This window comes from Thermoactinomyces sp. CICC 23799 (assembly GCF_016055145.1).
GTDB lineage: Bacteria > Bacillota > Bacilli > Thermoactinomycetales > Thermoactinomycetaceae > Thermoactinomyces > Thermoactinomyces intermedius.
This window is the reverse complement of the sequence record NZ_JAECVV010000004.1, coordinates 52,568-71,965: the sequence shown is the minus strand read 5'-3', so window position 1 is coordinate 71,965 and position 19,398 is coordinate 52,568. Positions and strand designations below refer to the sequence as shown.

Annotated in this window: 20 protein-coding genes; 5 read left to right on the top strand and 15 right to left on the bottom strand. The window is 48.0% G+C overall.

Annotated elements, in window-relative coordinates:
• Positions 1-17 precede the first annotated feature (17 nt).
• The 3 genes from I8U21_RS06480 to I8U21_RS06470 all read right to left on the bottom strand — a co-directional run bounded on the left by I8U21_RS06480 (position 18) and on the right by I8U21_RS06470 (position 2,844).
• The gene (locus I8U21_RS06480) at positions 18-755 is read right to left on the bottom strand and encodes a glycerophosphodiester phosphodiesterase (protein ID WP_181730860.1); all 738 of its coding nucleotides are present in this window, start codon (positions 753-755) and stop codon (positions 18-20) included.
• Positions 756-843: 88 nt separating this feature from the next.
• Positions 844-2,334 carry a leucyl aminopeptidase gene (locus tag I8U21_RS06475; RefSeq protein ID WP_198053546.1) on the bottom strand — a complete coding sequence of 497 codons (1,491 nt, stop codon included), beginning with the start codon at positions 2,332-2,334 and terminating at the stop codon, positions 844-846.
• A 330-nt stretch (positions 2,335-2,664) separates the two neighbouring features.
• The gene (locus I8U21_RS06470; protein WP_231564588.1) at positions 2,665-2,844 is read right to left on the bottom strand and encodes a hypothetical protein; all 180 of its coding nucleotides are present in this window, start codon (positions 2,842-2,844) and stop codon (positions 2,665-2,667) included.
• Between the two features lie 278 nt (positions 2,845-3,122).
• Here I8U21_RS06470 and I8U21_RS06465 point away from each other — a divergent pair, with 278 nt between their 5' ends.
• Positions 3,123-3,743, top strand: coding sequence for a YktB family protein (locus I8U21_RS06465; protein WP_181730862.1), 621 nt, complete (start codon positions 3,123-3,125; stop codon positions 3,741-3,743).
• A 126-nt stretch (positions 3,744-3,869) separates the two neighbouring features.
• Positions 3,870-5,327: an aminotransferase class I/II-fold pyridoxal phosphate-dependent enzyme gene (locus I8U21_RS06460; protein WP_181730863.1), complete on the top strand. Its 1,458-nt coding sequence runs from the start codon at positions 3,870-3,872 to the stop codon at positions 5,325-5,327.
• 54 nt (positions 5,328-5,381) lie between these two features.
• Here the strand turns inward: I8U21_RS06460 and I8U21_RS06455 are convergent, their stop codons facing one another.
• Positions 5,382-5,525 (bottom strand): GapA-binding peptide SR1P, encoded by a 144-nt coding sequence (locus tag I8U21_RS06455; RefSeq protein ID WP_181730864.1) that lies wholly within the window; start codon positions 5,523-5,525, stop codon positions 5,382-5,384.
• Positions 5,526-5,691: 166 nt separating this feature from the next.
• On the bottom strand, positions 5,692-5,994 hold the full coding sequence (locus I8U21_RS06450; RefSeq protein ID WP_181730865.1) for a DUF3055 domain-containing protein: 303 nt from the start codon (positions 5,992-5,994) through the stop codon (positions 5,692-5,694).
• A gap of 205 nt (positions 5,995-6,199) precedes the next feature.
• Between I8U21_RS06450 and I8U21_RS06445 the strand changes: the two genes are divergently transcribed.
• Positions 6,200-6,616, top strand: a complete 417-nt coding sequence (locus I8U21_RS06445; RefSeq protein WP_181730866.1) for a DUF1885 family protein — start codon at positions 6,200-6,202, stop codon at positions 6,614-6,616.
• Positions 6,617-6,670: 54 nt separating this feature from the next.
• On the opposite strand, the gene I8U21_RS06440 is transcribed toward I8U21_RS06445, so the two are convergent.
• From I8U21_RS06440 to I8U21_RS06430, 3 genes are all read right to left on the bottom strand, one after another.
• On the bottom strand, positions 6,671-8,008 hold the full coding sequence (locus tag I8U21_RS06440; RefSeq protein WP_181730867.1) for a helix-turn-helix domain-containing protein: 1,338 nt from the start codon (positions 8,006-8,008) through the stop codon (positions 6,671-6,673).
• 205 nt (positions 8,009-8,213) lie between these two features.
• The gene (locus tag I8U21_RS06435; RefSeq protein WP_181730868.1) at positions 8,214-8,747 is read right to left on the bottom strand and encodes a phosphatase PAP2 family protein; all 534 of its coding nucleotides are present in this window, start codon (positions 8,745-8,747) and stop codon (positions 8,214-8,216) included.
• A gap of 148 nt (positions 8,748-8,895) precedes the next feature.
• Positions 8,896-9,108: a hypothetical protein gene (locus I8U21_RS06430; protein ID WP_181730869.1), complete on the bottom strand. Its 213-nt coding sequence runs from the start codon at positions 9,106-9,108 to the stop codon at positions 8,896-8,898.
• 295 nt (positions 9,109-9,403) lie between these two features.
• Here I8U21_RS06430 and I8U21_RS06425 point away from each other — a divergent pair, with 295 nt between their 5' ends.
• Positions 9,404-10,750, top strand: coding sequence for a DNA recombination protein RmuC (locus I8U21_RS06425; RefSeq protein WP_198053545.1), 1,347 nt, complete (start codon positions 9,404-9,406; stop codon positions 10,748-10,750).
• Positions 10,751-10,899: 149 nt separating this feature from the next.
• Here the strand turns inward: I8U21_RS06425 and I8U21_RS06420 are convergent, their stop codons facing one another.
• From I8U21_RS06420 to I8U21_RS06395, 6 genes are all read right to left on the bottom strand, one after another.
• Positions 10,900-12,063, bottom strand: a complete 1,164-nt coding sequence (locus I8U21_RS06420) for a DUF819 family protein (RefSeq protein WP_198053544.1) — start codon at positions 12,061-12,063, stop codon at positions 10,900-10,902.
• A 93-nt stretch (positions 12,064-12,156) separates the two neighbouring features.
• Entirely contained in the window at positions 12,157-13,362 is a 1,206-nt protein-coding gene (locus tag I8U21_RS06415) for an ATP-grasp domain-containing protein (protein WP_181730872.1), read from the bottom strand.
• Between the two features lie 210 nt (positions 13,363-13,572).
• The gene (locus I8U21_RS06410) at positions 13,573-13,965 is read right to left on the bottom strand and encodes a cytidine deaminase (protein ID WP_181730873.1); all 393 of its coding nucleotides are present in this window, start codon (positions 13,963-13,965) and stop codon (positions 13,573-13,575) included.
• A gap of 26 nt (positions 13,966-13,991) precedes the next feature.
• Positions 13,992-14,648, bottom strand: a complete 657-nt coding sequence (gene deoC, locus I8U21_RS06405; RefSeq protein WP_181730874.1) for a deoxyribose-phosphate aldolase — start codon at positions 14,646-14,648, stop codon at positions 13,992-13,994.
• A gap of 15 nt (positions 14,649-14,663) precedes the next feature.
• Complete coding sequence (locus tag I8U21_RS06400; protein WP_198053543.1) at positions 14,664-15,968, bottom strand: pyrimidine-nucleoside phosphorylase; 1,305 nt, start codon at positions 15,966-15,968, stop codon at positions 14,664-14,666.
• A 189-nt stretch (positions 15,969-16,157) separates the two neighbouring features.
• Positions 16,158-17,129 carry a DNA-binding transcriptional repressor DeoR gene (locus I8U21_RS06395; RefSeq protein ID WP_198053542.1) on the bottom strand — a complete coding sequence of 324 codons (972 nt, stop codon included), beginning with the start codon at positions 17,127-17,129 and terminating at the stop codon, positions 16,158-16,160.
• Between the two features lie 356 nt (positions 17,130-17,485).
• On the opposite strand from I8U21_RS06395, the gene I8U21_RS06390 reads away from it, so the two are divergent.
• Entirely contained in the window at positions 17,486-18,595 is a 1,110-nt protein-coding gene (locus tag I8U21_RS06390) for a S8 family peptidase (protein ID WP_370527042.1), read from the top strand.
• A 61-nt stretch (positions 18,596-18,656) separates the two neighbouring features.
• Here I8U21_RS06390 and I8U21_RS06385 read toward each other — a convergent pair whose 3' ends face one another.
• Entirely contained in the window at positions 18,657-19,379 is a 723-nt protein-coding gene (locus I8U21_RS06385) for a hypothetical protein (RefSeq protein ID WP_198053541.1), read from the bottom strand.
• Positions 19,380-19,398: the final 19 nt, after the last annotated feature.

Here is a 19,398-nt window from a genome sequence, read left to right as displayed (position 1 = left end):
TTCACGTCCATATTTTATCACTTTTTCTTTGACGATAGCAACTTTCTCATCCGGTCCGGATCGTTGGTGATCACTGCATCCGCCCCGGCCTCCACCAACCGTTTCATCTCTTCTTCCTCATTCACCGTATACGGGCGGACCCGGATTCCATGCCGGTGGCAACCGTCTATCATCTCAGCGGTGACAGCCCGATGGTACGGATGAACCGCATCCACCCCCAAATACTTTGCATACACCCAAGGATCGACCATCCCGCAGACATAAAGCGCTCCGGTTTGCATGTCGGGACGGGCTTGTTTCACAGCCAACAGCGAATCATGCCGGAAGGAAGAGAGAATGACCCGGTCTTGCACTTGAAACCGTTCCACTTCTGCAATCACTTTTTGTTCCAATCCGGGATACCGGATGATGCCGTTTTTCAGCTCAATGTTGATCTCAACGAAAGCCCCCTCAAGCCTTTCCAGCACTTCACCCAATGTGGGGACAGGCTCGTTTTGAAAGGACGGATGAAACCAACTTCCGCTATCCAGTTGTTTCAGCTCTGCCAGCGTCATGTCTTTGATCCATCCGGTTCCGTCGGTGGTACGGTCCACTGTTTCATCATGCATCACAATCACATGCCCGTCGCGGCTTAAATGCACATCCAACTCCACGCCGTCCGACTTGGCTTCCACGGCTTTTTCAAAGGCAGACAACGTATTTTCCGGAGCCGCCCCCGAAAAGCCCCGGTGGGCAAACACTTTGGTCAAACTCACCGATTCCACCCACAATGCTTTCGTTCTTTCCTGTTGATTTCCACACGCTGCCTCGGCATTCCTTGTCACTCCGGAAAAAAAGATCCCCTCATCCCAACCGGATGGCAAGTTGGATCAACGTGCGCGCCATCACGCCGGTTGCCCCTTTGACGAAAATCCCTTTTTCTTTGGGGGCCTGCACCGTTCCGCCGATATCCAAATGGACAAACGGGGTGTCTCCGGCAAAAGCTTTTAAAAACATGCCCCCCTGGATGGCTCCGGCCGGAAAACCTCCTTCATTTTTCAAGTCGGCAATATCGCTCTTCAGATATTCATCATATTCTTCGTACAACGGAAGCTCCCATACCCGTTCCCCCGCGATGCGTGCGGCTGCTTTCACTTTCTCCGCCCACTCTTCATCATTGCTCATCAAACCGGTCACTTCATAACCCAACGCCACTTGAATCGCCCCGGTTAACGTTGCAACGTCAACGATCCGGGTCACTCCCAGCCGTTTTGCATAAGCGATCGCATCGGCCAACACCACTCTGCCTTCCGCATCGGTGTGTTGGATTTCAACCGTCTTGCCGCTGAAGGTGGAAATCACATCGCCGGGACGGTATGCTTTCGTGCCCACTCCGTTTTCGCACACCGGAATGACAGCGCATACATTACAGTGCGGCTGCAATTCCCCGATGGCATCCATCGCCGCCAGGACCGCCGCCGCCCCGGCCATGTCGTCTTTCATTTCCTCCATCCCGCGTGCCGGTTTAATTTGCAATCCTCCGGAGTCGAACGTGATTCCTTTTCCAATCAGCCCCAGCATTTCCTGGCTGTCCGGCTCACCTTGATACGTCAGCACAAGCATGTACGGATCATGGGCTCCGGCTTGCGCCACACTCAATAACCCGCTCATCCCCAGCTCCTCCAACCGGCCGTTGGTGATGATCTCGGCTTTCAAATTGCGTTTTTCGGCGATTTTTCTTGCTTCGTCGGCCAATTGGTCCGGAGTCATGCGGTTGCTCGGTTCATGCACCAGATAACGGGCGTAATTGGTGGCCTTGGAAAAGATTTGGCCGCGTTGTTTTCCGGCTTCAAACGCCGGTTCCCGGAGCGTTGCGTCAGAAATCCAAACCGCGTTGATTTCCTTTTTCGATTGCTCTTGTTTATAGGTGTGATGCTCATAAGTGCCCAATTCCATGCCTTCAACAACCGATTGTACGACATCAACCGGATTGTATCTTTCAATGACCAAGGAGGGACAACCGATTCCCAAACTGTCAATGCCTTTCTTTTTGGCGGTGCGGGCCACGGCCGCCACGGCATCTTTAAACGCCGGCAAATCCAGTTTGTCCTCTTTGCCCAACCCGACGACAAAGACACGACCGGACGGAATTTTCCCCCAATTGTGAAGAGTCGTAATCTCGCCGAACTTTCCGGTGATTTCCCCCAGCGAAATGAGATTGGAAATTCGAAAACCGAGTGCTTCATCGATTTCCCGGGTGACGCCCAACAAGGATTCGCGCTTTTGAAAATGAAAAACCACAATCGCATCCGCAGACAATGAAGCAAGCGGTTCTCTCGTCAATTTCCATTCCATTCCAACGCCTCCTCAAATCGGATTCTGGATGTCTTAAATTAAAAGTGCATTATCTCTGTAAAAATTCTTGCATGTAACAGTTTCGACAAAATCAGACCCGTTTCCTGTCTTGGATAAATAGACGAAATTGTTTTATAACAGACACAACTAAGCATCAAGCGGATTGATATATGAATATATTCCACAGATATGCTTATATACATCTTCAGCAGGTTGAGCCTTTTGCCGGTCTTTGCACGATCAACAATTCTCATTCCTTTTAATTTTTATAATATTTAAATAATTTTCCGCCATAAATAAGAGACCCACGTGAGCGGGTCCGGATGCAAATCATAATGCTTCCAGCATCATCATCTCTTTTCTGATTTCCTCCAGTCGCGCTTTGCATTGGTCGATTTTATGGGGATGGTTCTCTTTGAGAGCGTCGTACAGGTTCAACAACTCATAATCCAACTCCATTCTCAACACCAGGATCCTTTCTTCCGCATCCCGACAACGGTAAGCCTTCATCAAATCCTCCATGGTTCCGCTACACCCCTTATTTTTTAATCGGGTATCTTAGGATGCCTGCCATCTTGTTGCTTGGCTACAGCATTGCCTGTTTTTCAAGAAATAAACCTGCCCGGAAAAAACGTTTTTGTCCCCGCGGAATCCGAGGTCCTGATTTTCTATAATCTATGCTTAAAAACTTGCAAACGGAACGACACTTGACAATGTGGATGATTTTCAGAATGAAATGGCCTTGTGGTAAGATAGTGATCAAAACGGAAAAAAGGTGGTGAACATCGATGGCAATTCCTTCGTTTACGGAAGAAGATTTTGCCGTCTTTCAGGTAAACGGCCTTGAAGAACGCATGGAAGAGTTAAAGAAACGGATCCGGCCGAAATTTGAAAGCATCGGGGAACAAATCACCCCGTTTCTTGAGCAAATGATCGGGGAACCTTTTTATCTGCACATTGCAAAACATGCCCGCCGGACCGTGAATCCGCCGGATGAAACCTGGATGGCCTGGGCCGCCAACAAACGCGGGTATAAAGCCCATCCGCACTTTCAACTGGGAATCCGCGACACGCATCTTTTCATCTGGTTTGCTTTGATTTATGAATGCGGCCGCAAACCCGATTTTGCCCGCAGCCTTCGTGCGCAATTGGACGAAATCTGGCCGGCGATTCCTGACCACTTCCACATTTCGGAAGATCACACCGTTCCCAAAACCACTCCCAAAAAGGATTGGGATGTGGAAAAAGGGTTGGACCGCCTGGAAAAGGTGAAAAAAGCCGAGTTTTTGTGCGGAATTCTCATCCCCCGGGAAGAAGCGGTTACCTTAAAAGGCGAAGAAATCATCCAACGCAGTGAATCGGCTTTTCAAACGCTTTATCCTTTGTATCGGTTGGCAGTTTCTTCCTGACTTGATTCTTGCCTGCAATCCTGAGGGTTTTGCAGGTTTTTTTATGGATTTTTTTCTTTTGTTTAAGAATGCTTTTTGTTATACTAACGGTCGTGCATGATTTACTTGTAAAGGCAGGCAACAGCAATGAATCAAAGACAATATCAAACACCACTGTTTTCCAAGCTGATTGAACACTCACAAAAAAAACCGCTGCAATTCCACATCCCCGGCCATAAAAAAGGGCAGGGAATGGATCCGGAATTTCGTCAGTTTGTCGGGTCGAACATCCTGTCGATCGACCTCATTAACATAGAGCCATTGGATGATTTGCATCTTCCCAAAGGGGCGATCAAGGAAGCTCAGGAGCTGGCTGCCGAAGCCTTCGGGGCCGACCACACCTTCTTTTCCGTCCAGGGAACCAGCGGAGCGATCATGAGCATGGTGATGTCCGTCGTCCGTCCGGGAGAAAAAATCATTGTGCCAAGAAACGTGCACAAATCCGTGATCACAGCCATTATTCTGGCTGGTGCTTACCCGGTTTTTGTCCACCCGGAAATGGATGAACGGCTCGGAATCGCCCACGGCATCACCGCATGTCAGGTGCAAAAAGCGCTGAACCAACATCCGGATGCCAAAGCGGTGCTGGTCATCAATCCCACTTATTACGGTATCGCCGGGAATCTGCGAGAAATTGTCGAGGTTGTCCACCGGCACGGCATTCCCGTTTTGGTGGATGAAGCACACGGCGTGCTCACCCATTTTCATGACCGGTTGCCTTTGTCGGCAATGGATGCCGGTGCGGACATGGCCGCAACCAGTGTCCACAAATTGGGCGGATCGCTCACGCAAAGCTCAGTGCTCAACTTGCGGGAAGGACTGGTCAATCCCCACCGGGTGCAAGCCATTATCAGCATGTTGACGACCACCTCCACTTCCTATCCGCTTTTGGCATCCCTTGATACGGCCCGCCGTTATCTGGCCGTCAACGGCAGTGAGATCATTGAACAAACACTGTATTGGGCCGATACGGCAAGAAAACGGATCAATGAAATCCCCGGGCTGCATTGCATCGGGAGAGAATGGCTGGGAAGTGATGCATTGTATGACATCGATGAAACCAAACTGCTCATCCATTTAAAACACTTGGGCATCACCGGATATGATGCAGAAAAATGGTTGCGGGAACATCATCGCATTGAAGTCGAGTTGAGCGATTTATACAACATTTTGTGTCTGGTCACGCCCGGTGACAACGAAGAAACGATCCTTCCGTTAATAGATGCCCTTCAGGATTTATCCGATCATTTTTATCAACCCGGACGTTCCAATCATGTTCCCATTCAAACCCCGGAAATTCCGGAACTGGTTCTGTCGCCGCGCGAAGCGTTTTACAGCCCGACGGTGTCGGTTCCGTTGGAAGAAGCCGCCGGAAGAATCAGCGCCGAATTCATCATGATTTATCCGCCCGGGATCCCTGTTTTTGCGCCGGGGGAACGGATCACGGAAGAAAACATCGACTATATCAAAAAGCACATCCAAGCCGGATTGCCTGTCAAAGGAACGGAAGATCCGAACGTGAAAATGATCCGGGTGATTGAATAAAAAAAGGCCGCTTGAAGCGGCTTTTTTTATACCCACCTTTGTCCTTCTTTATCTTTAAGCCACGCCTTCCGCTTGTTTTTCGCACGATTTGGACGGATGGTCTTCGCAACCCCGGCAGGAACCGTACAAGGTGCCTGCTTTTTCTGATTCGACATAAGCAATCACTTTGTCACAGGTTTGGCATACGATGACTTCCAACACAGGAACCCCCTCCAATAACATCACATAAAGAGTGAAAACGATTCAATTATGATGTACTAATAGTATATTATGATATACTAATTTTGTCAAAGGAGAGGTCAGGTCGGCATATTCTTCATTTTTCCATTAAAAAAGAGCAAATCCGGAGACTTGCTCTTTCTGGTCAATATTCCCGCTCTGCCTGGTTCCCCAACGCCGGGAGACAGCTTTTCAAAAAGATCGAAACTTCTCTCGCTTCATCCATGGATCGGAGATGAAAAATCCTTTGCAAATAATCTAAATTTTCGGCGTCTTCTAAAGAAAGCAACGAGGAGCGTCCTGTCTGCATACAAACCACTAACGGCTTTCCAAAGAACATATTGGTGTAGACGATGCCATAATCATAACGGCCGTTATCCGAAATAAAACCGACAAATCGCACTTTGGCCTGTTCTGCCTCGTCATACAAACGTTCATAAAGACTCATCTTATCTCCTCCTCGCTTTAATTTAGAAGAATATCATTTTAAACTCGAATCCTAAAATACAGAAGATAAATAATATATACCCGCATTTTATCATGCTCAAACATAAATTTATTGATCAAGCCAACAAAATATCGAATGATTTGATGAAATATTCACACACATGTTAATATAACAAAAAAAGCATTGATATGAAGGAGCGATCGCCGTGAGTAAAAGCGCATACATAAAACTGGTTCCCGGTTCCAACCAAGAAACCATTGATTTGGACGGTGTCAGACAGTTGCTCGACACCTACTGCGAAATGACCGGCCTGACGGGAAAACAATTGGGATGGTCTTATGAAGCGGCGGCTTTCCCTTATGAGGTAAGCCAAGAAGAGCAAGACGGCATTTCTTATCTGCACCTCAAAGGCAAAAGCCCGGACAAATACAACGGTTTAATCATCGGAACAAGCCGGGAAGAAGCGTCAGGCGTCCATTATATCCAAATCGTTCTTCCTTCCAATGCGTCCCACGGGGACCTTGCCAAAGGAAATGAGTTTTCCAAGTTTTTTGCCAAACAGTTAAAGGGGGAACTCCACTTGTTTAACGGCCGGGTCATGTATTACAACAGCCGGAAATAATTTTATTCCTCCACCTGTTTGTCCCGTTCAGGTGGAGGAAAACGGTTTGAAAAATCAACGGACGGACAATTCTTTTCCTTGTTCCACGGCCATCTCGATTTTGTAAAGCTCGGTCACATACTCCTGAAACTTGGTAAAATCCACCCGTTCATAACATTGTGCCAGTTTTAAAATGATTTTGTGCTCCCCCTCCCGGTCGCCTTCCTTTCCTGCCAACTCCCGGGCTTTTTCATAATACAAAATCGCTTCTTGATATCTGGCTTGTTGCAGATAACAATCGCCCAAAGCCATGTACGTTTCCCGGCTCACTTCCGTCTGCTGGGATCGTTCGCAGCCCGAACCGGCTTCTTGCAAGACTTCCTCCGCCTCGCTCCACCGGTTTTGCCCCAAATAGCTGAGGCCCAAGTACGTTTGCCCCCGGATTTTTAACAGATCGTTTTTCAGTTTTTCCTGCAGGCTCAAGACCGTCAGGAAACAATCTTCGGCCTCTTCCCATTTTTTGATCAACAAATACACCTTGCCCATCAATTGCCACAATTCGCACGCTTTTGCCACTTTCTTGTTGATCCTCGCCAGTTCGATCCCTTGGACCGCATACCGGATGGCCTCGTCATACAGCTTCAACTTCATCAACACCTTGATGCGGACCATGTATAATTCCAGCACGGTATCGATGCTCTCGATGCAGCCGATCTCTTTCCAGAATTTTTCGATTTGGCGCAACGCTTCTTCCAGACGGTTGGCTTCATTCAGATAAATGATGCGTGAAACCTGCAAAAGATATTTGTAATGGTTCCGTTGTCCCTCTTCCTTGAAGTGGCTGATTCCTTCCTCGATATAGCTCAATGCTTGATTCCATTCTTTGTTTTCATAAGCAATGCGGCTTAACTCATGGTAACTGGCTGCTTTGATGTTGGACATGGAGCGGTCTTCCCGTTGTTCCATGATCCGGATCGCTTCCAGAAAGTAATTTTTGGCCTTCACCCAGTTTTTCTTCTTTAAATAAATTTTCCCCCGCAAAAAATGAATCATGCCGGCCAGCTTATGATTGGCGGGCACATCCAATTTGCGAAGACGTTCCAATCCCTTGTCCGGATTCATTAAATCCACCATGCTCTCGATGGCGGTCAACTTTAAAACCATTTGTTCTTCTTCTTGTTTTTCTTTGGCCAGCAAATCATGGGCCCGGTCCAGATTCACATTTAACTTTTCCGCAATGTACCGCACTTTCTCTTCATTGACATAAGTGATTCCCCGTTCGATATTGCTGATCGTGGAAGGAGAGATGAAATCGTCGGCCAGATCTTCCAGCCTCAGGCCCAATTCCTTTCTCTTTTTCCGGAGCAATTCCCCGATTTGAATTGGATGAATATAGTCCACGTTCTTCACCATCCCTGACTCCTGATCAAATTTCGCCACATATGTAACACTATATAAAATTTTCAGCTAATTTTTATGTCATGAAAGCCAAACATCCCCTGAAGAAAGAAAAAACCCCAACATTTTATGGGGTAATTAGATATTTAGATACGCTTATTCTACCATATTTTTTAGAAAAGAAAAAAGAATGAATCAAAAAAAGGAAATTCTCTCCCTTTTATATCCTCTCAAACAGATTGACCACGATGAAAGCAAAACTGCTTCCCAGGAAGGTCCCGATCAACACATCGGTCGGATAATGCAAAGCCAGATACATGCGGGAGAATCCAATGATCATGGCATATGGAATCAAAATCATCATCATGACGGACGAATGAAGGGCAAATGTCATGGCGATGGAAAAAGCGGCGGTTGTATGGCCGGAAGGAAAGGAATAATCCGTCAGCGGATTTGGAAATGTGTGCAAATGCGTTAATTTCAGATAAGGACGGATTCTCGGCTTATACTTTTTCAAAAACCGGACGGCCAAATGGCTTGTCCCCAGCGCAATCAATGCCTCCAACGCCCATCCTTTCACCGGCTTGGGCATAAAAAGGATCCAGCCCAACAAAAAAACGATGGTCGCCGTGGCCCCTCCCAGATGGGTCACCCGGGGCATGATCCAATCCAACAAACGACACTTGAAATGGCAATTCACCAGTTGAATCAAAAATTGATCCGATCGGGACAACCAGGATGTCAAACTTTTCATCAGTCCTCACCTCCGTCTCAGCACCCCTGATGAAGAAAGAAACGGGCAAAAAGAAAAGTAAATAAGGTGTTAATCTTGGAGAAGATTAACACCCGTATTCAGCATTGGTGATTGCCATGGTGCAACTCTTCCAAAGAGGATATATCCATCATTCCGTCGCCAACCCTTCTGACCGTTCTTTTATGTAACAGCACAGGGTGGTTTGATTTTCCGGATTTTTCTCAGCAGAAACGCCTTTTTCGATTCCGCCCGACTGAAGCAGCATTTCCCAACGATTCAACCATATTTTATTGCTGGGTGGCATCAGTACGATCAGAGTCATGACAGAAGCTACGATGGTCAAAAAAGACGTTTTGTTCATTTTTCACTCCTTAATATTAAAACGCTTCGTCCTGTGTCTTCATTTTAAAAAGGAATACGGAGAGGGTCAAGATTCCACGGTCCGTATTCTAAAAGATTTATTGAACAACATGGATCAATCTGGTCACAATTAGGGAAAAACACTGCTTTGGCCCGGTAAACTGTTAAATTTTTTCCGACACCTAAAAAAATGACAAATCCGGCCCGTAACCGTCCGCTCCCGGAGACGAAAGAAAAAAAGATCGCTATAATAAGAGAAGGAATTTTTAACCAAAGACAAAAAGGTGGGATGCAGGGTGAGTACACTGATCGCCATCCTCTCTCTTCTTTTGAACGGGGGGATTCTCTATCTTTTGTACCGGCAATCGCTCACGGAAACGAAAGAAAATCCCTGGAACGATCTTTTTTACCAGCTGCAAACACTCCAGGACCAGCAAGAAAAATTGGAAAAAAGAGTACGGGAAGAAATGGGGTACAACCGCCAGGAATGGAATACGTCTTCACTGGAAAACCGGAGAGAATTGCAGCAGTCTTTCACCACGTTGACCAAAGCCACATTATCCACGCTCCGCGAATCGGCATCGCAACAAAAAGATCTTCTGGACAGCTTTTCCAAACAACTGAATGATCTGACCCGGATGAACGAACAAAAATTTGATCATCTCCGGACCCAAGTGGAAGAAAAGCTGGCGGCCATCCAAACCGAAAACCAGAAAAAACTGGAGGAAATGCGGAAAACCGTGGATGAAAAGTTGCACGATACCTTGGAAAAACGGCTCGGCGAATCCTTTCAACTGGTCAGCGAACGCTTGGAACAAGTACATAAAAGCTTGGGGGAAATGCAAAATCTGGCCACCGGTGTGGACCATCTGCGGAAAATATTATCAAATGTCAAAAACCGCGGGGTTTTGGGCGAAATCCAATTGGAAAACATTTTGGAACAAATGTTGTCTTCAGAACAGTATGAAAAAAATGTGCGTGTCAAAGAAAACAGCAAGGAAAATGTGGAATTTTGCATCAAACTGCCTTCGAAACAGGAAGAAGGGAAATTTGTATTGTTGCCGATCGACTCCAAATTCCCCCTCGCAGATTACCAGCGCCTTCTGGAAGCACAGGAAAGCGGCGACGTCCATCAAATGACCCAGGCCGGAAAAAATCTGGAAAACCGGGTCAAACAAGAAGCCAAAAAGATCAGCGAAAAATATATATCGCCCCCGAAAACAACGGACTTTGCCATTTTATTTTTGCCTTTGGAAGGTTTGTATGCCGAAGTCTTGCGCCGTCCGGGTTTATGGGAAAGCATTCAGCGCCAATACCGCGTCTCCATTGTCGGGCCGGCAACATTGTCCGCTTTTTTGAACAGTTTGCAAATGGGATTTCGCACTTTGGCAATCGAAAAACACACCCATGAAGCCTGGGAATGGCTCAGCATTTTAAAAAATGATTTGTACCGGTTCGGGGACTATCTGGCCAAAGCACAAAGAAAAATTGAAGAAGCCGGAAAAACCATCGGCCAGGCGAGCCGGCAAACGGAAACCATGAAAAAGAAACTGAACCAAGTGGAAAACCTGCCCCAACCCAAAAGCATCCCCCCGACTCCGGCCGGTCCGGAAACGGATGGAGAAACGGGTCCGGGAGAGTGATCGTGGAAACGGGTTTTCTCATGCGGTGAAACCGGATCCTCCGGAACAGGAAGGTTCATCCACATACCGGGTTTTTCCTTGGGCAGACACAGACGGACGACCGCACCGGCTACCCAAGGATGGGGATCCTTTGAGCGAAACCCAATGGCTCAAAGGATCATTCTCATGAAGTTCCCCACCGCGATCCCGATATAATTGCCCACCGCGTAACCGAAAATCCCCATTAACACGGCGGGAGTCATTAATGAAGCCCAACCTTTGGACGACGCCAGTGCAAGGGCCGTCGACGGACCTCCGATGGCCGCCTGGCTGGCCACGGCCAACATCTCCACTTCCAGTTTAAACCATTTCCCCGCACCAAAAACAATCAGTGCATGCGTGGCGATGACAAAAACGAGAAAGAGAAACACCACCGGCCCCTTTTCCACCAATGTACTCAAGAGGGTCCCGGCACCCATGGAGGCAAAAAACAGATGAAGCAAATAATTCCCGATCGCCTCTCCCCCTTGCAACCGGGAGACCGGCGTAAACCAGGCCATCAACAGAGCCAATGTGGTATACCAAATCACACTAGGGATTTCAAGGCCGGTGGCTTGCTGAATCCAAGGCGTGACCCATTCGGAAACCGCCACAATGGAAAACGCAACCGCAAGCATCGCCGCCAGATCAAAGATCGTCACTTTTTTGGGTTGAAAAAAATCTTCACCGGTTTTTTCCCCTTTCCACTCCTTGTCCTGAAGCGAAGGGTAGAAGCCGCGGAGCAACACCGGAATCACGGCGGTCGCAACCATCCAGACGTTGGTCATGATGTTGTCGGCGGCAGCTCCGGTCGCATACATGGTTTCCGATGTTTCAAGCGCTTTTCCCACCGCTGCATAATTAATCCCGCCGCCAATGTAACTGGCCGCAAATTGGGCGGTGATTTTCCAACTCTCTTCCCCGATCTGCCCGGCCGTCAAAAAACCTCCCAACACCGTCCCGCAAATGGTGCCGATGGCAGCCAGGCCAAAAGCGATGAACGCCGGTTTTCCCAATCGGCGCAAATTTCGAAAATCCGTGGATAACAGTAACAGGACAATGGCCAGCGGCACGCCGTAATCCCCGGCAAATTGATAAACGGGATTTGATTCCCCCAAAGAAGAAGGAATCACATGCAAATTCACCAAAACCGCCCCGCCGGTGATTACCAGAATCGCGGTTCCGAGAAAAGAGAAAAAGCGGTATTTTTTATCCAGCCAAAAGGAAAACCAAATCAGTAAAGTGATCACGGCCCCCACTCCCAACGGGCTGGTGATCCATGCGTCTTGATTCATCCAATTCCTCCTTTTCAAACGCTTTGTTTTTCTATCTCCATCATACACTCAAAGAAAAAAGTCTTGGATAAAAATATCCAAGACCATGCCGATCTATTTCCACTCCGTTTTTCTGTTCACCATTTCGACCGCCTCTTCAATCCGGCTGAGCACTTCTTGTTCCGTCCGTCCGGTAACCACCATCGTCACGATGTAATCGACGCTCGTGGTGGCTCCGGCATAAGATTGCCCCGGTTTGGCAAGCAACCGGTATTCCGTGACCCATTCCGGCAATTCTTCCGCCCGGGGCCCCTTTACAAACGTGCCGTATTTCGGGGGAATCCCGACAAAACCGAATTGGGTTTTTGGCTTTTTCTCTTTCTGCAACTGTTTTGGCAGCTGAACCGGAATCCCGCACTGGGCTTGTACAGAAAATTTCGTCAAATCAACCCCGAAAGCTTGGCGATACTCCTCGCAAATCCGGGACCCCCCGGTGCGGCAAGCCACCTCGCACAAAACCAATTCATCATCCGGGGTATGGAACACTTCGGCATGAAAAGAAGTGTGCTCAGGCGTCGGCATCGCTTTCAAAACGGAACAAACATATTCTTGCATCCGCGCCGTCAACGGATTTTGCGGCGACAACAAATAACTTCCCAAATATTTGCCTTCGTGAAAAGCCAGGCAATCGTTCAAATACTTGGACGGCCAGCACAAAACGATTTCGCCGTAAAGAATCAAACCATCAATATGGTACATTTCTCCCTCAATAAATTGTTCCACTTCCAGATTATGCTCCAAGCCTTTCGTCAGATACCGGATGGTGTCGCGGTCATTCTCCAGAATGGTGGTGTTTCTGGAACCCATTCCGTCAACCGGCTTCACCACCACCGGATAATGATGATCCTGAATAAACTCATACAAATCAATGGCTGAGTTCAAACGGGCGTATTGAGGGACCCGGATATGGGCCTTGCTTAAAATGGATTTCATTTTGACTTTGTCGCGGAACGCGATGGCACTTTCCCAAGATTGCCCTTCGATCCCCAAATATTCCCTCAGCCTGGCTGCCCGCAGGATATCCCGTTCGGCCGTTGCAATGATGGTGTGATACGGATGTTCGCGGTACAATTGCAAAGCTTGAAATTCAATGGCAGAATTATAATCATAATTTTCAAACGCAAAAACTTGGGCATATTGAGTAAAATCCTTGGCATAAGTGGTGTTTGTCATGAGATACAGATCCTCATTCAGTTCCTTCAACCATTGGTTATAAGGAACGTCATAATGGGGCAATCGGTTAAAAATCAGTATACTCAAATTGTTTCCCCCTTTTTTATCTGTCTTCTTGAGGATCTCAAAACACCGGTGGAATCATGAAATTCATGAACACCTGACATTTGGGGTGCTCCTCTTAATATTAGAAAAAACACTATTTTATGTCAATAAATATATGTAGAAAATAATTAATTTTCTTTTAATTAAAAATACCTTGCGAAATGACTTCGCAAGGCTCACCAGACCGTGGATTTATAAATCTTTTTTGGAGAACGAATAGGGAAGCAATTTCCCAACGGTCGTCTCCATGACATCCCCCTTCAAATTGGACAGATAAACCGGCATGTCCGAATCGCAAAACTCTGAGAGCACCTGACGGCACGCCCCGCAAGGCGAAACCGGCCCGTCAGTATCCGCCACCACCGCGATGGCGGAAAAAGAACGTTCGTTTTCTGAAACCGCCTTGAAGACGGCGGTCCTTTCGGCACAATTGGTCAGCCCGTAAGAAGCGTTTTCAATATTGGCCCCACGGATCACTTTCCCCTCTTTGGTCAACAGGGCGGCGCCGACTTTAAATTTGGAATAAGGGACATAGGCACGTTCCATCCCTTTTTTGGCTTCCTCAATCAGTTGGTCACGGTCCATGGCTCTCAACCTTTCTGCTTCAAAGCTTATTTTTCTTCCATGATTTTGACTCCGGAACTGGTTCCAATGCGGTTGGCTCCGGCATCAACCATTTTCATCAGATCTTCCAGGCTGCGGACGCCTCCGGATGCTTTCACTCCCAAATTGTCTCCCACCGTTTTGCGCATCAGTGCGACATCTTCCACGGTGGCTCCTCCTGTTGAAAACCCGGTGGACGTTTTGACGAAATCGGCCCCGGCTCTGGCGGCGATTTCACATGCCCGGACTTTTTCTTCATCCGTCAACAAGCAGGTTTCAATGATCACTTTGGTCAATGCTTTTCCTTCGGCCGCCTTGGTCACGGCGCGAATGTCTTCTTCCACCTCGTCATCCCGGCCGCATTTCAGCAGACCGATATTGATCACCATATCCACTTCCGTCGCCCCGTTTTCAATTGCGTTGCGGGTTTCAAAGGCTTTGGTCTCCGGTGTGGTTGCCCCGAGAGGGAATCCGATCACCGTGCACACCTTCACATCGGTCTCTTTTAAAATTTCATAGACTTGCGGAACCCAAACCGGATTGACGCATACGGACGCAAAATGATATTTTTTGGCCTCTTCCGCCAGTCGGACAATCTGTTCCTTGGTTGCATCCGGTTTCAACAAAGTGTGGTCGATCAGTTTGGCAATTTGACTTTTTTCCATTTCGTTTTCCTCCTGTCATCCTTGAACAATGTCGTGAATCAAAACTGGTGGTTGAACCGGTTGTTTGCTGATCGCATAAGCCTGTTCCACTTTTTCAATGACGTCCGTCACCGACGAACGGTTGCTGTAAATGGTAACGAGTGTCTCTCCTTTGCGGACAGAATCACCGATCTTTTTGTTCAACACTAATCCCACCGCCAAATCGATTTCGGATTCTTTGGTCGCCCGTCCGGCTCCCAGCATCATGGCGGCCGTTCCGATTTCATTGGCAGTGATTTCGGAGATATATCCGTCCTCTTTTGCTTTCACTTCCAACGTGTACTTTGCCGTCAACAACTGCTCCGGATGATCGACATACCGGTCATCCCCGCCTTGCGCCCGGATGAATTGCTTCATGGTTTCCAGCGCTTTTCCGTTGTTCATGGCTTCTTTGAGCATCGATCCGACTTCTTCCGGAGTTTGGGCTTTGCCGGCCAGGCAAACCATGTGGCTGCCCAATGTCAAACAGAGCTCTTCCAGATCTTTCGGCCCTTTTCCTTTCAACGTGTCGATGGCTTCTTTGACTTCGAGGGCATTTCCGACGGCAAAACCGAGCGGCTGGCTCATATCCGAGATCACCGCCATGGTTTTCCTTCCCACATTGTCGCCGATTTCCACCATGGTCCGGGCAAGTTTCCGCGCATCTTCCATGCTCTTCATGAAAGCCCCTGCTCCCACTTTCACATCCAATACGATGGCATCCGAACCGGAAGCAATTTTTTTGCTCATGATGGAGCTTGCAATCAGCGGAATGGAATTGACGGTTCCGGTCACATCCCTTAAGGCATACAACTTTTTATCGGCAGGCGTCAGCTTTCCGGACTGGCCGATGACGGCGACTTTATTTTGATTCACCAGCCGGATGAATTCCTCATTGTCCACCTCGACATGAAATCCGGGAAAGGATTCAAGTTTATCAATTGTTCCGCCGGTATGCCCCAGTCCGCGGCCGGACATTTTGGCAACCGGCACGCCGACCGAACCCACCAGCGGCGCCAGCACCAATGTGGTGGTGTCTCCCACACCTCCGGTACTGTGCTTATCCACTTTGATCCCTTCGATGGAAGACAAATCGATTTGCTCTCCCGAGCGGACAATTTCCATGGTAAAATGAGCGGTTTCCTCGGGAGTCATCCCTTGAAAATAAACCGCCATCAAAAAGGAGGCCATTTGATAATCCGGAATTTCTCCCCGGGTGTAACCTTGCACCAAAAACCGAATCTCTTCTTCGGTCAATGCCTTTTGGTCTCTTTTCTTTTCGATCAAATCGATCATCCGCATGTTCTTAACGACTCCCTTCATTCTTTATCGCACAAGCCCGTCCGACTCATTCCATTTGCCTTCAAAGCCAATATATCAAAGGGTTGAACATATGTAAATTAAAATATTAACAAATGTAAAACCAACAGCGTTCCAATTCCTCTTTCTTCTTATTATGATCGGCGAAACGAAAAATAAAAAAAAGAGCATTCAATCCGAATGCCCCGAATCGTCGTCTCCGCCGCTTTGTTCATGAAGCAATTGGGCCGTGTACTGATCCGTGATCAACACGTTGGCATACCGTCCCTTCAAAGCCCCGCGGATCGCCTTCACTTTATTCAATCCTCCCGCCACCAGAACAGAGTGCTCCTTTTTTCTCAATTCGTCCAATTCGATGCCGATGGTTCGTTGATTTAAACGTTCATCGCAAATTTTTCCGTTTTCATCATAAAACCGGGAACAAATATCGCCGACGGCTTTGGCGGAGAGCAGTTTCAACTCTTCCTCGTTCAGATAGCCCAACCGGAACAGCAAGGAATCGGACAACGCTTCCCCGACGGTATAAACCGCAATATTTGCCTGTTTCCCCATTTCCAGCAGTTTTTGAATGTGCTTGTCGGCCTCGATGGCTTCTTTCACCACCGCCTTGTCGACAATGGCGGGAAGCGGGAGATAATGCGGAATCGTTCCGTAAGCCTGCCCGAACCTCTGCATAATTTCCGAAGCATAAGTATGCTCCGCCGAATAACTGACACCACCTTTCAATTGCACCACATGCACATGGTTGACCGGCTTGTGCTTCAAATGAAGCGCAACCTGGTACAAGGTCGTTCCCCAGGCAACCCCGATCAAATCCCCGTCAGCAACGATTTGGTCCAAGTACAAGGCCGCCTGCCTGCCCAGCATTTTTTTTACCGTTTTTTCGTCGTACTTGTGAACCGGTACAATCAACACTTTTTTCATCCGGTATCTTTCTTTTAAAGCAGCTGCAAGTTGGTTCAGACGAAGCGAAGGATCCACGATTTCAATCCGCACAATGCCTTCTTCCTTGGCCTGCTGCAACAGGCGCGACACGGTCGGTCGCGAAACTCCCAACCGGTTGGCGATTTCCTGCTGATTGTAATCCTCCTGATAATACATTTTGGCTGCTTGTATCAACATCTTGAGTTTTGTTTGATCCATATTTTCACCCGTCATCGATTCGTCACGCCCATTATAGCACGGAAAGAATCCTGAACTCATCTCTCATGGCCTTCATACGATGGAAAAAAGGGTGGAAGATTGCAATCCGCCTTTCGGCCTGTCACAAGGAGACCCTTCCGCACTTCCCGGCGGGAACCCGGATATTTATTTTTTGAAAGGTTGGTTTTATTATTTTTTAATATAAATTCATTTTTACAATAATGAATAAAATTCGTTAAACTTTTGTAACAAATTGAAAATAGAATCCTTACTGAAAATATTTTAGTATAGAAAGGATGAGCCCATTGCTGAAACGTGTCTTGTCTCTGGCGGCCATCTTTGCATTGGGAACGTTTATGTCCATTCCGACCGTATCCAACGCCAACGCGGAGACGGTTCAAAAACAGCCTCAGGAAATCATCGTAAAATTCAAACAAAACGCAACCGCTTCTGCCGTTTCCACCTTGCACGCCAAAGCAAAAGCCACCATCACCTCCACCAATAAACAACTGGGGTATCAAGTGGTGAAAGTAAACGAAGGTCAAAACCTTGAAGATGTCCTGAAACAATACCAATCCAACCCCAATGTGGAATATGTGGAACCCAACCATGAAGTGCATGCCTTTTTCACTCCGAATGATCCCAGATACAGCGAGCAATATGCCCCCCAACTCGTCGGCGCTGAAGAAGCCTGGGATGTCACCCAAGGTTCTTCCAATGTGACAGTGGCCATCGTGGACACCGGGGTTGACTACACCCATCCCGACCTGCAAGGAAAAGTGGTGAAAGGAAAAGATTTCGTTGACAACGATGACGACCCCATGGATGAAAATATGCACGGAACGCACTGCGCCGGAATCGCGGCTGCTTTGACCAACAATGGCGTCGGGATTGCCGGTATGGCTCCGAAAGTGAAAATTCTGGCAGAACGTGTTTTGGATGCGAACGGATCCGGTACCCTGGATTCCGTTGCACAAGGAATCACCCATGCCGCTGACCAAGGTGCCGACGTGATCAGCTTGAGCTTGGGATCTCCCCAAGGCGCTTCCACCTTGGAAGATGCCGTAAACTATGCCGCAAGCAAAGGAGCCGTTGTGGTGGCGGCAGCCGGGAACGAATCGACCAGCGCTCCCAGCTATCCGGCTTATTATGAAAAAGCCATCGCGGTGGCCGCAACCGACTCCAACGATAGAATCGCTTCCTTCTCGAACTATGGAAGCTGGGTGGATGTAGCCGCTCCGGGGGTCAACATTTTGTCCACGGTTCCCGGCGGGGGATACCAAACGGCTTCCGGAACTTCCATGGCCACTCCGCTGGTTGCCGGTCAAGCAGCTTTGCTTGCCTCCCAAGGCAAAAGCGCCAGTGAAATCCGTCAAGCCATCGAAGGAACGGCTGACAAAATCTCCGGAACCGGCCAATATTGGGCACACGGCCGTGTCAATGCCGCAAAATCCGTCTCTCAATAAGAAATTGAAAGCTGTCTGTGAAATCACAGACAGCTTTTTTTGATCAAAAGGCTGAAATCATTCATGATGAAACCGGTTTAAAAAATGAAACATGCCGTTTGCCGGCTTTAAAATGATGAACCCGGTTGAACCCCTCATGCTCCGGTTTGATCTTCTGACCGGCAATGATGACGGCGACGGAATTGTTTAAGTCCATCGCTTTCCGCAGATTTTTAAACAGGGATCGGACCGGATTGTCATCATTTCCACGCCAGGAAACCAGGTTCCCGTATGGAAGATCGGTGATGATGACCTGGGCCTGAAGGACCGGATGGTTATCCGGCTTCGTGATGTCCCTCTGAAAACAAGTGATGGGGATGGGTTCCTCCTTCAAATATGTTTTTAACACCTGGACACTGTCCAACGCTTCCATATGCGAAGGTTTCCCATACTCCTCCACGTATTTCCGGATTTCTTCTTCCCTGCGGCGAAGCCCTTCAAAAGAAAGCAAGGAAAGATTTTTCCGTGCAAACGCCACCATCTTTTCATCAGCATCCGAAGCCGCGATTTCGCGGATCTTGGAAGCGTGCAAAAAACCCAACACGGTCAACAAATATCCCGACCCGCAACACGGATCATAGAGCTTGAACCCGTTTATTTCCTCATTTAAAAAAGATTGTGCCCGGTAAAAAATCTCGCTTGCCAACCGGACGGGAAAAGGCGCGGAACCGGGGACATTGTACAACACCCGCCCGCTGGCAAAATCACGATAATCTTTTTTTTCGGTTTCATAATGGTATTTCATCCGATCACCTGATTGAAAA

Coding starts and splice junctions, on each gene's coding strand:
- I8U21_RS06475 (WP_198053546.1), bottom strand. CDS start 2,334: ATGGAATGGAAATTGACGAGAGAACCGCTTGCTTCATTGTCTGCGGAT.
- I8U21_RS06470 (WP_231564588.1), bottom strand. CDS start 2,844: ATGAAGGCTTACCGTTGTCGGGATGCGGAAGAAAGGATCCTGGTGTTG.
- I8U21_RS06465 (WP_181730862.1), top strand. CDS start 3,123: ATGGCAATTCCTTCGTTTACGGAAGAAGATTTTGCCGTCTTTCAGGTA.
- I8U21_RS06460 (WP_181730863.1), top strand. CDS start 3,870: ATGAATCAAAGACAATATCAAACACCACTGTTTTCCAAGCTGATTGAA.
- I8U21_RS06450 (WP_181730865.1), bottom strand. CDS start 5,994: ATGAGTCTTTATGAACGTTTGTATGACGAGGCAGAACAGGCCAAAGTG.
- I8U21_RS06440 (WP_181730867.1), bottom strand. CDS start 8,008: ATGGTGAAGAACGTGGACTATATTCATCCAATTCAAATCGGGGAATTG.
- I8U21_RS06435 (WP_181730868.1), bottom strand. CDS start 8,747: ATGAAAAGTTTGACATCCTGGTTGTCCCGATCGGATCAATTTTTGATT.
- I8U21_RS06430 (WP_181730869.1), bottom strand. CDS start 9,108: ATGAACAAAACGTCTTTTTTGACCATCGTAGCTTCTGTCATGACTCTG.
- I8U21_RS06420 (WP_198053544.1), bottom strand. CDS start 12,063: ATGAATCAAGACGCATGGATCACCAGCCCGTTGGGAGTGGGGGCCGTG.
- I8U21_RS06410 (WP_181730873.1), bottom strand. CDS start 13,965: ATGGACCGTGACCAACTGATTGAGGAAGCCAAAAAAGGGATGGAACGT.
- deoC (WP_181730874.1), bottom strand. CDS start 14,648: ATGGAAAAAAGTCAAATTGCCAAACTGATCGACCACACTTTGTTGAAA.
- I8U21_RS06400 (WP_198053543.1), bottom strand. CDS start 15,968: ATGCGGATGATCGATTTGATCGAAAAGAAAAGAGACCAAAAGGCATTG.
- I8U21_RS06395 (WP_198053542.1), bottom strand. CDS start 17,129: ATGGATCAAACAAAACTCAAGATGTTGATACAAGCAGCCAAAATGTAT.
- I8U21_RS06390 (WP_370527042.1), top strand. CDS start 17,486: ATGTCCATTCCGACCGTATCCAACGCCAACGCGGAGACGGTTCAAAAA.
- I8U21_RS06385 (WP_198053541.1), bottom strand. CDS start 19,379: ATGAAATACCATTATGAAACCGAAAAAAAAGATTATCGTGATTTTGCC.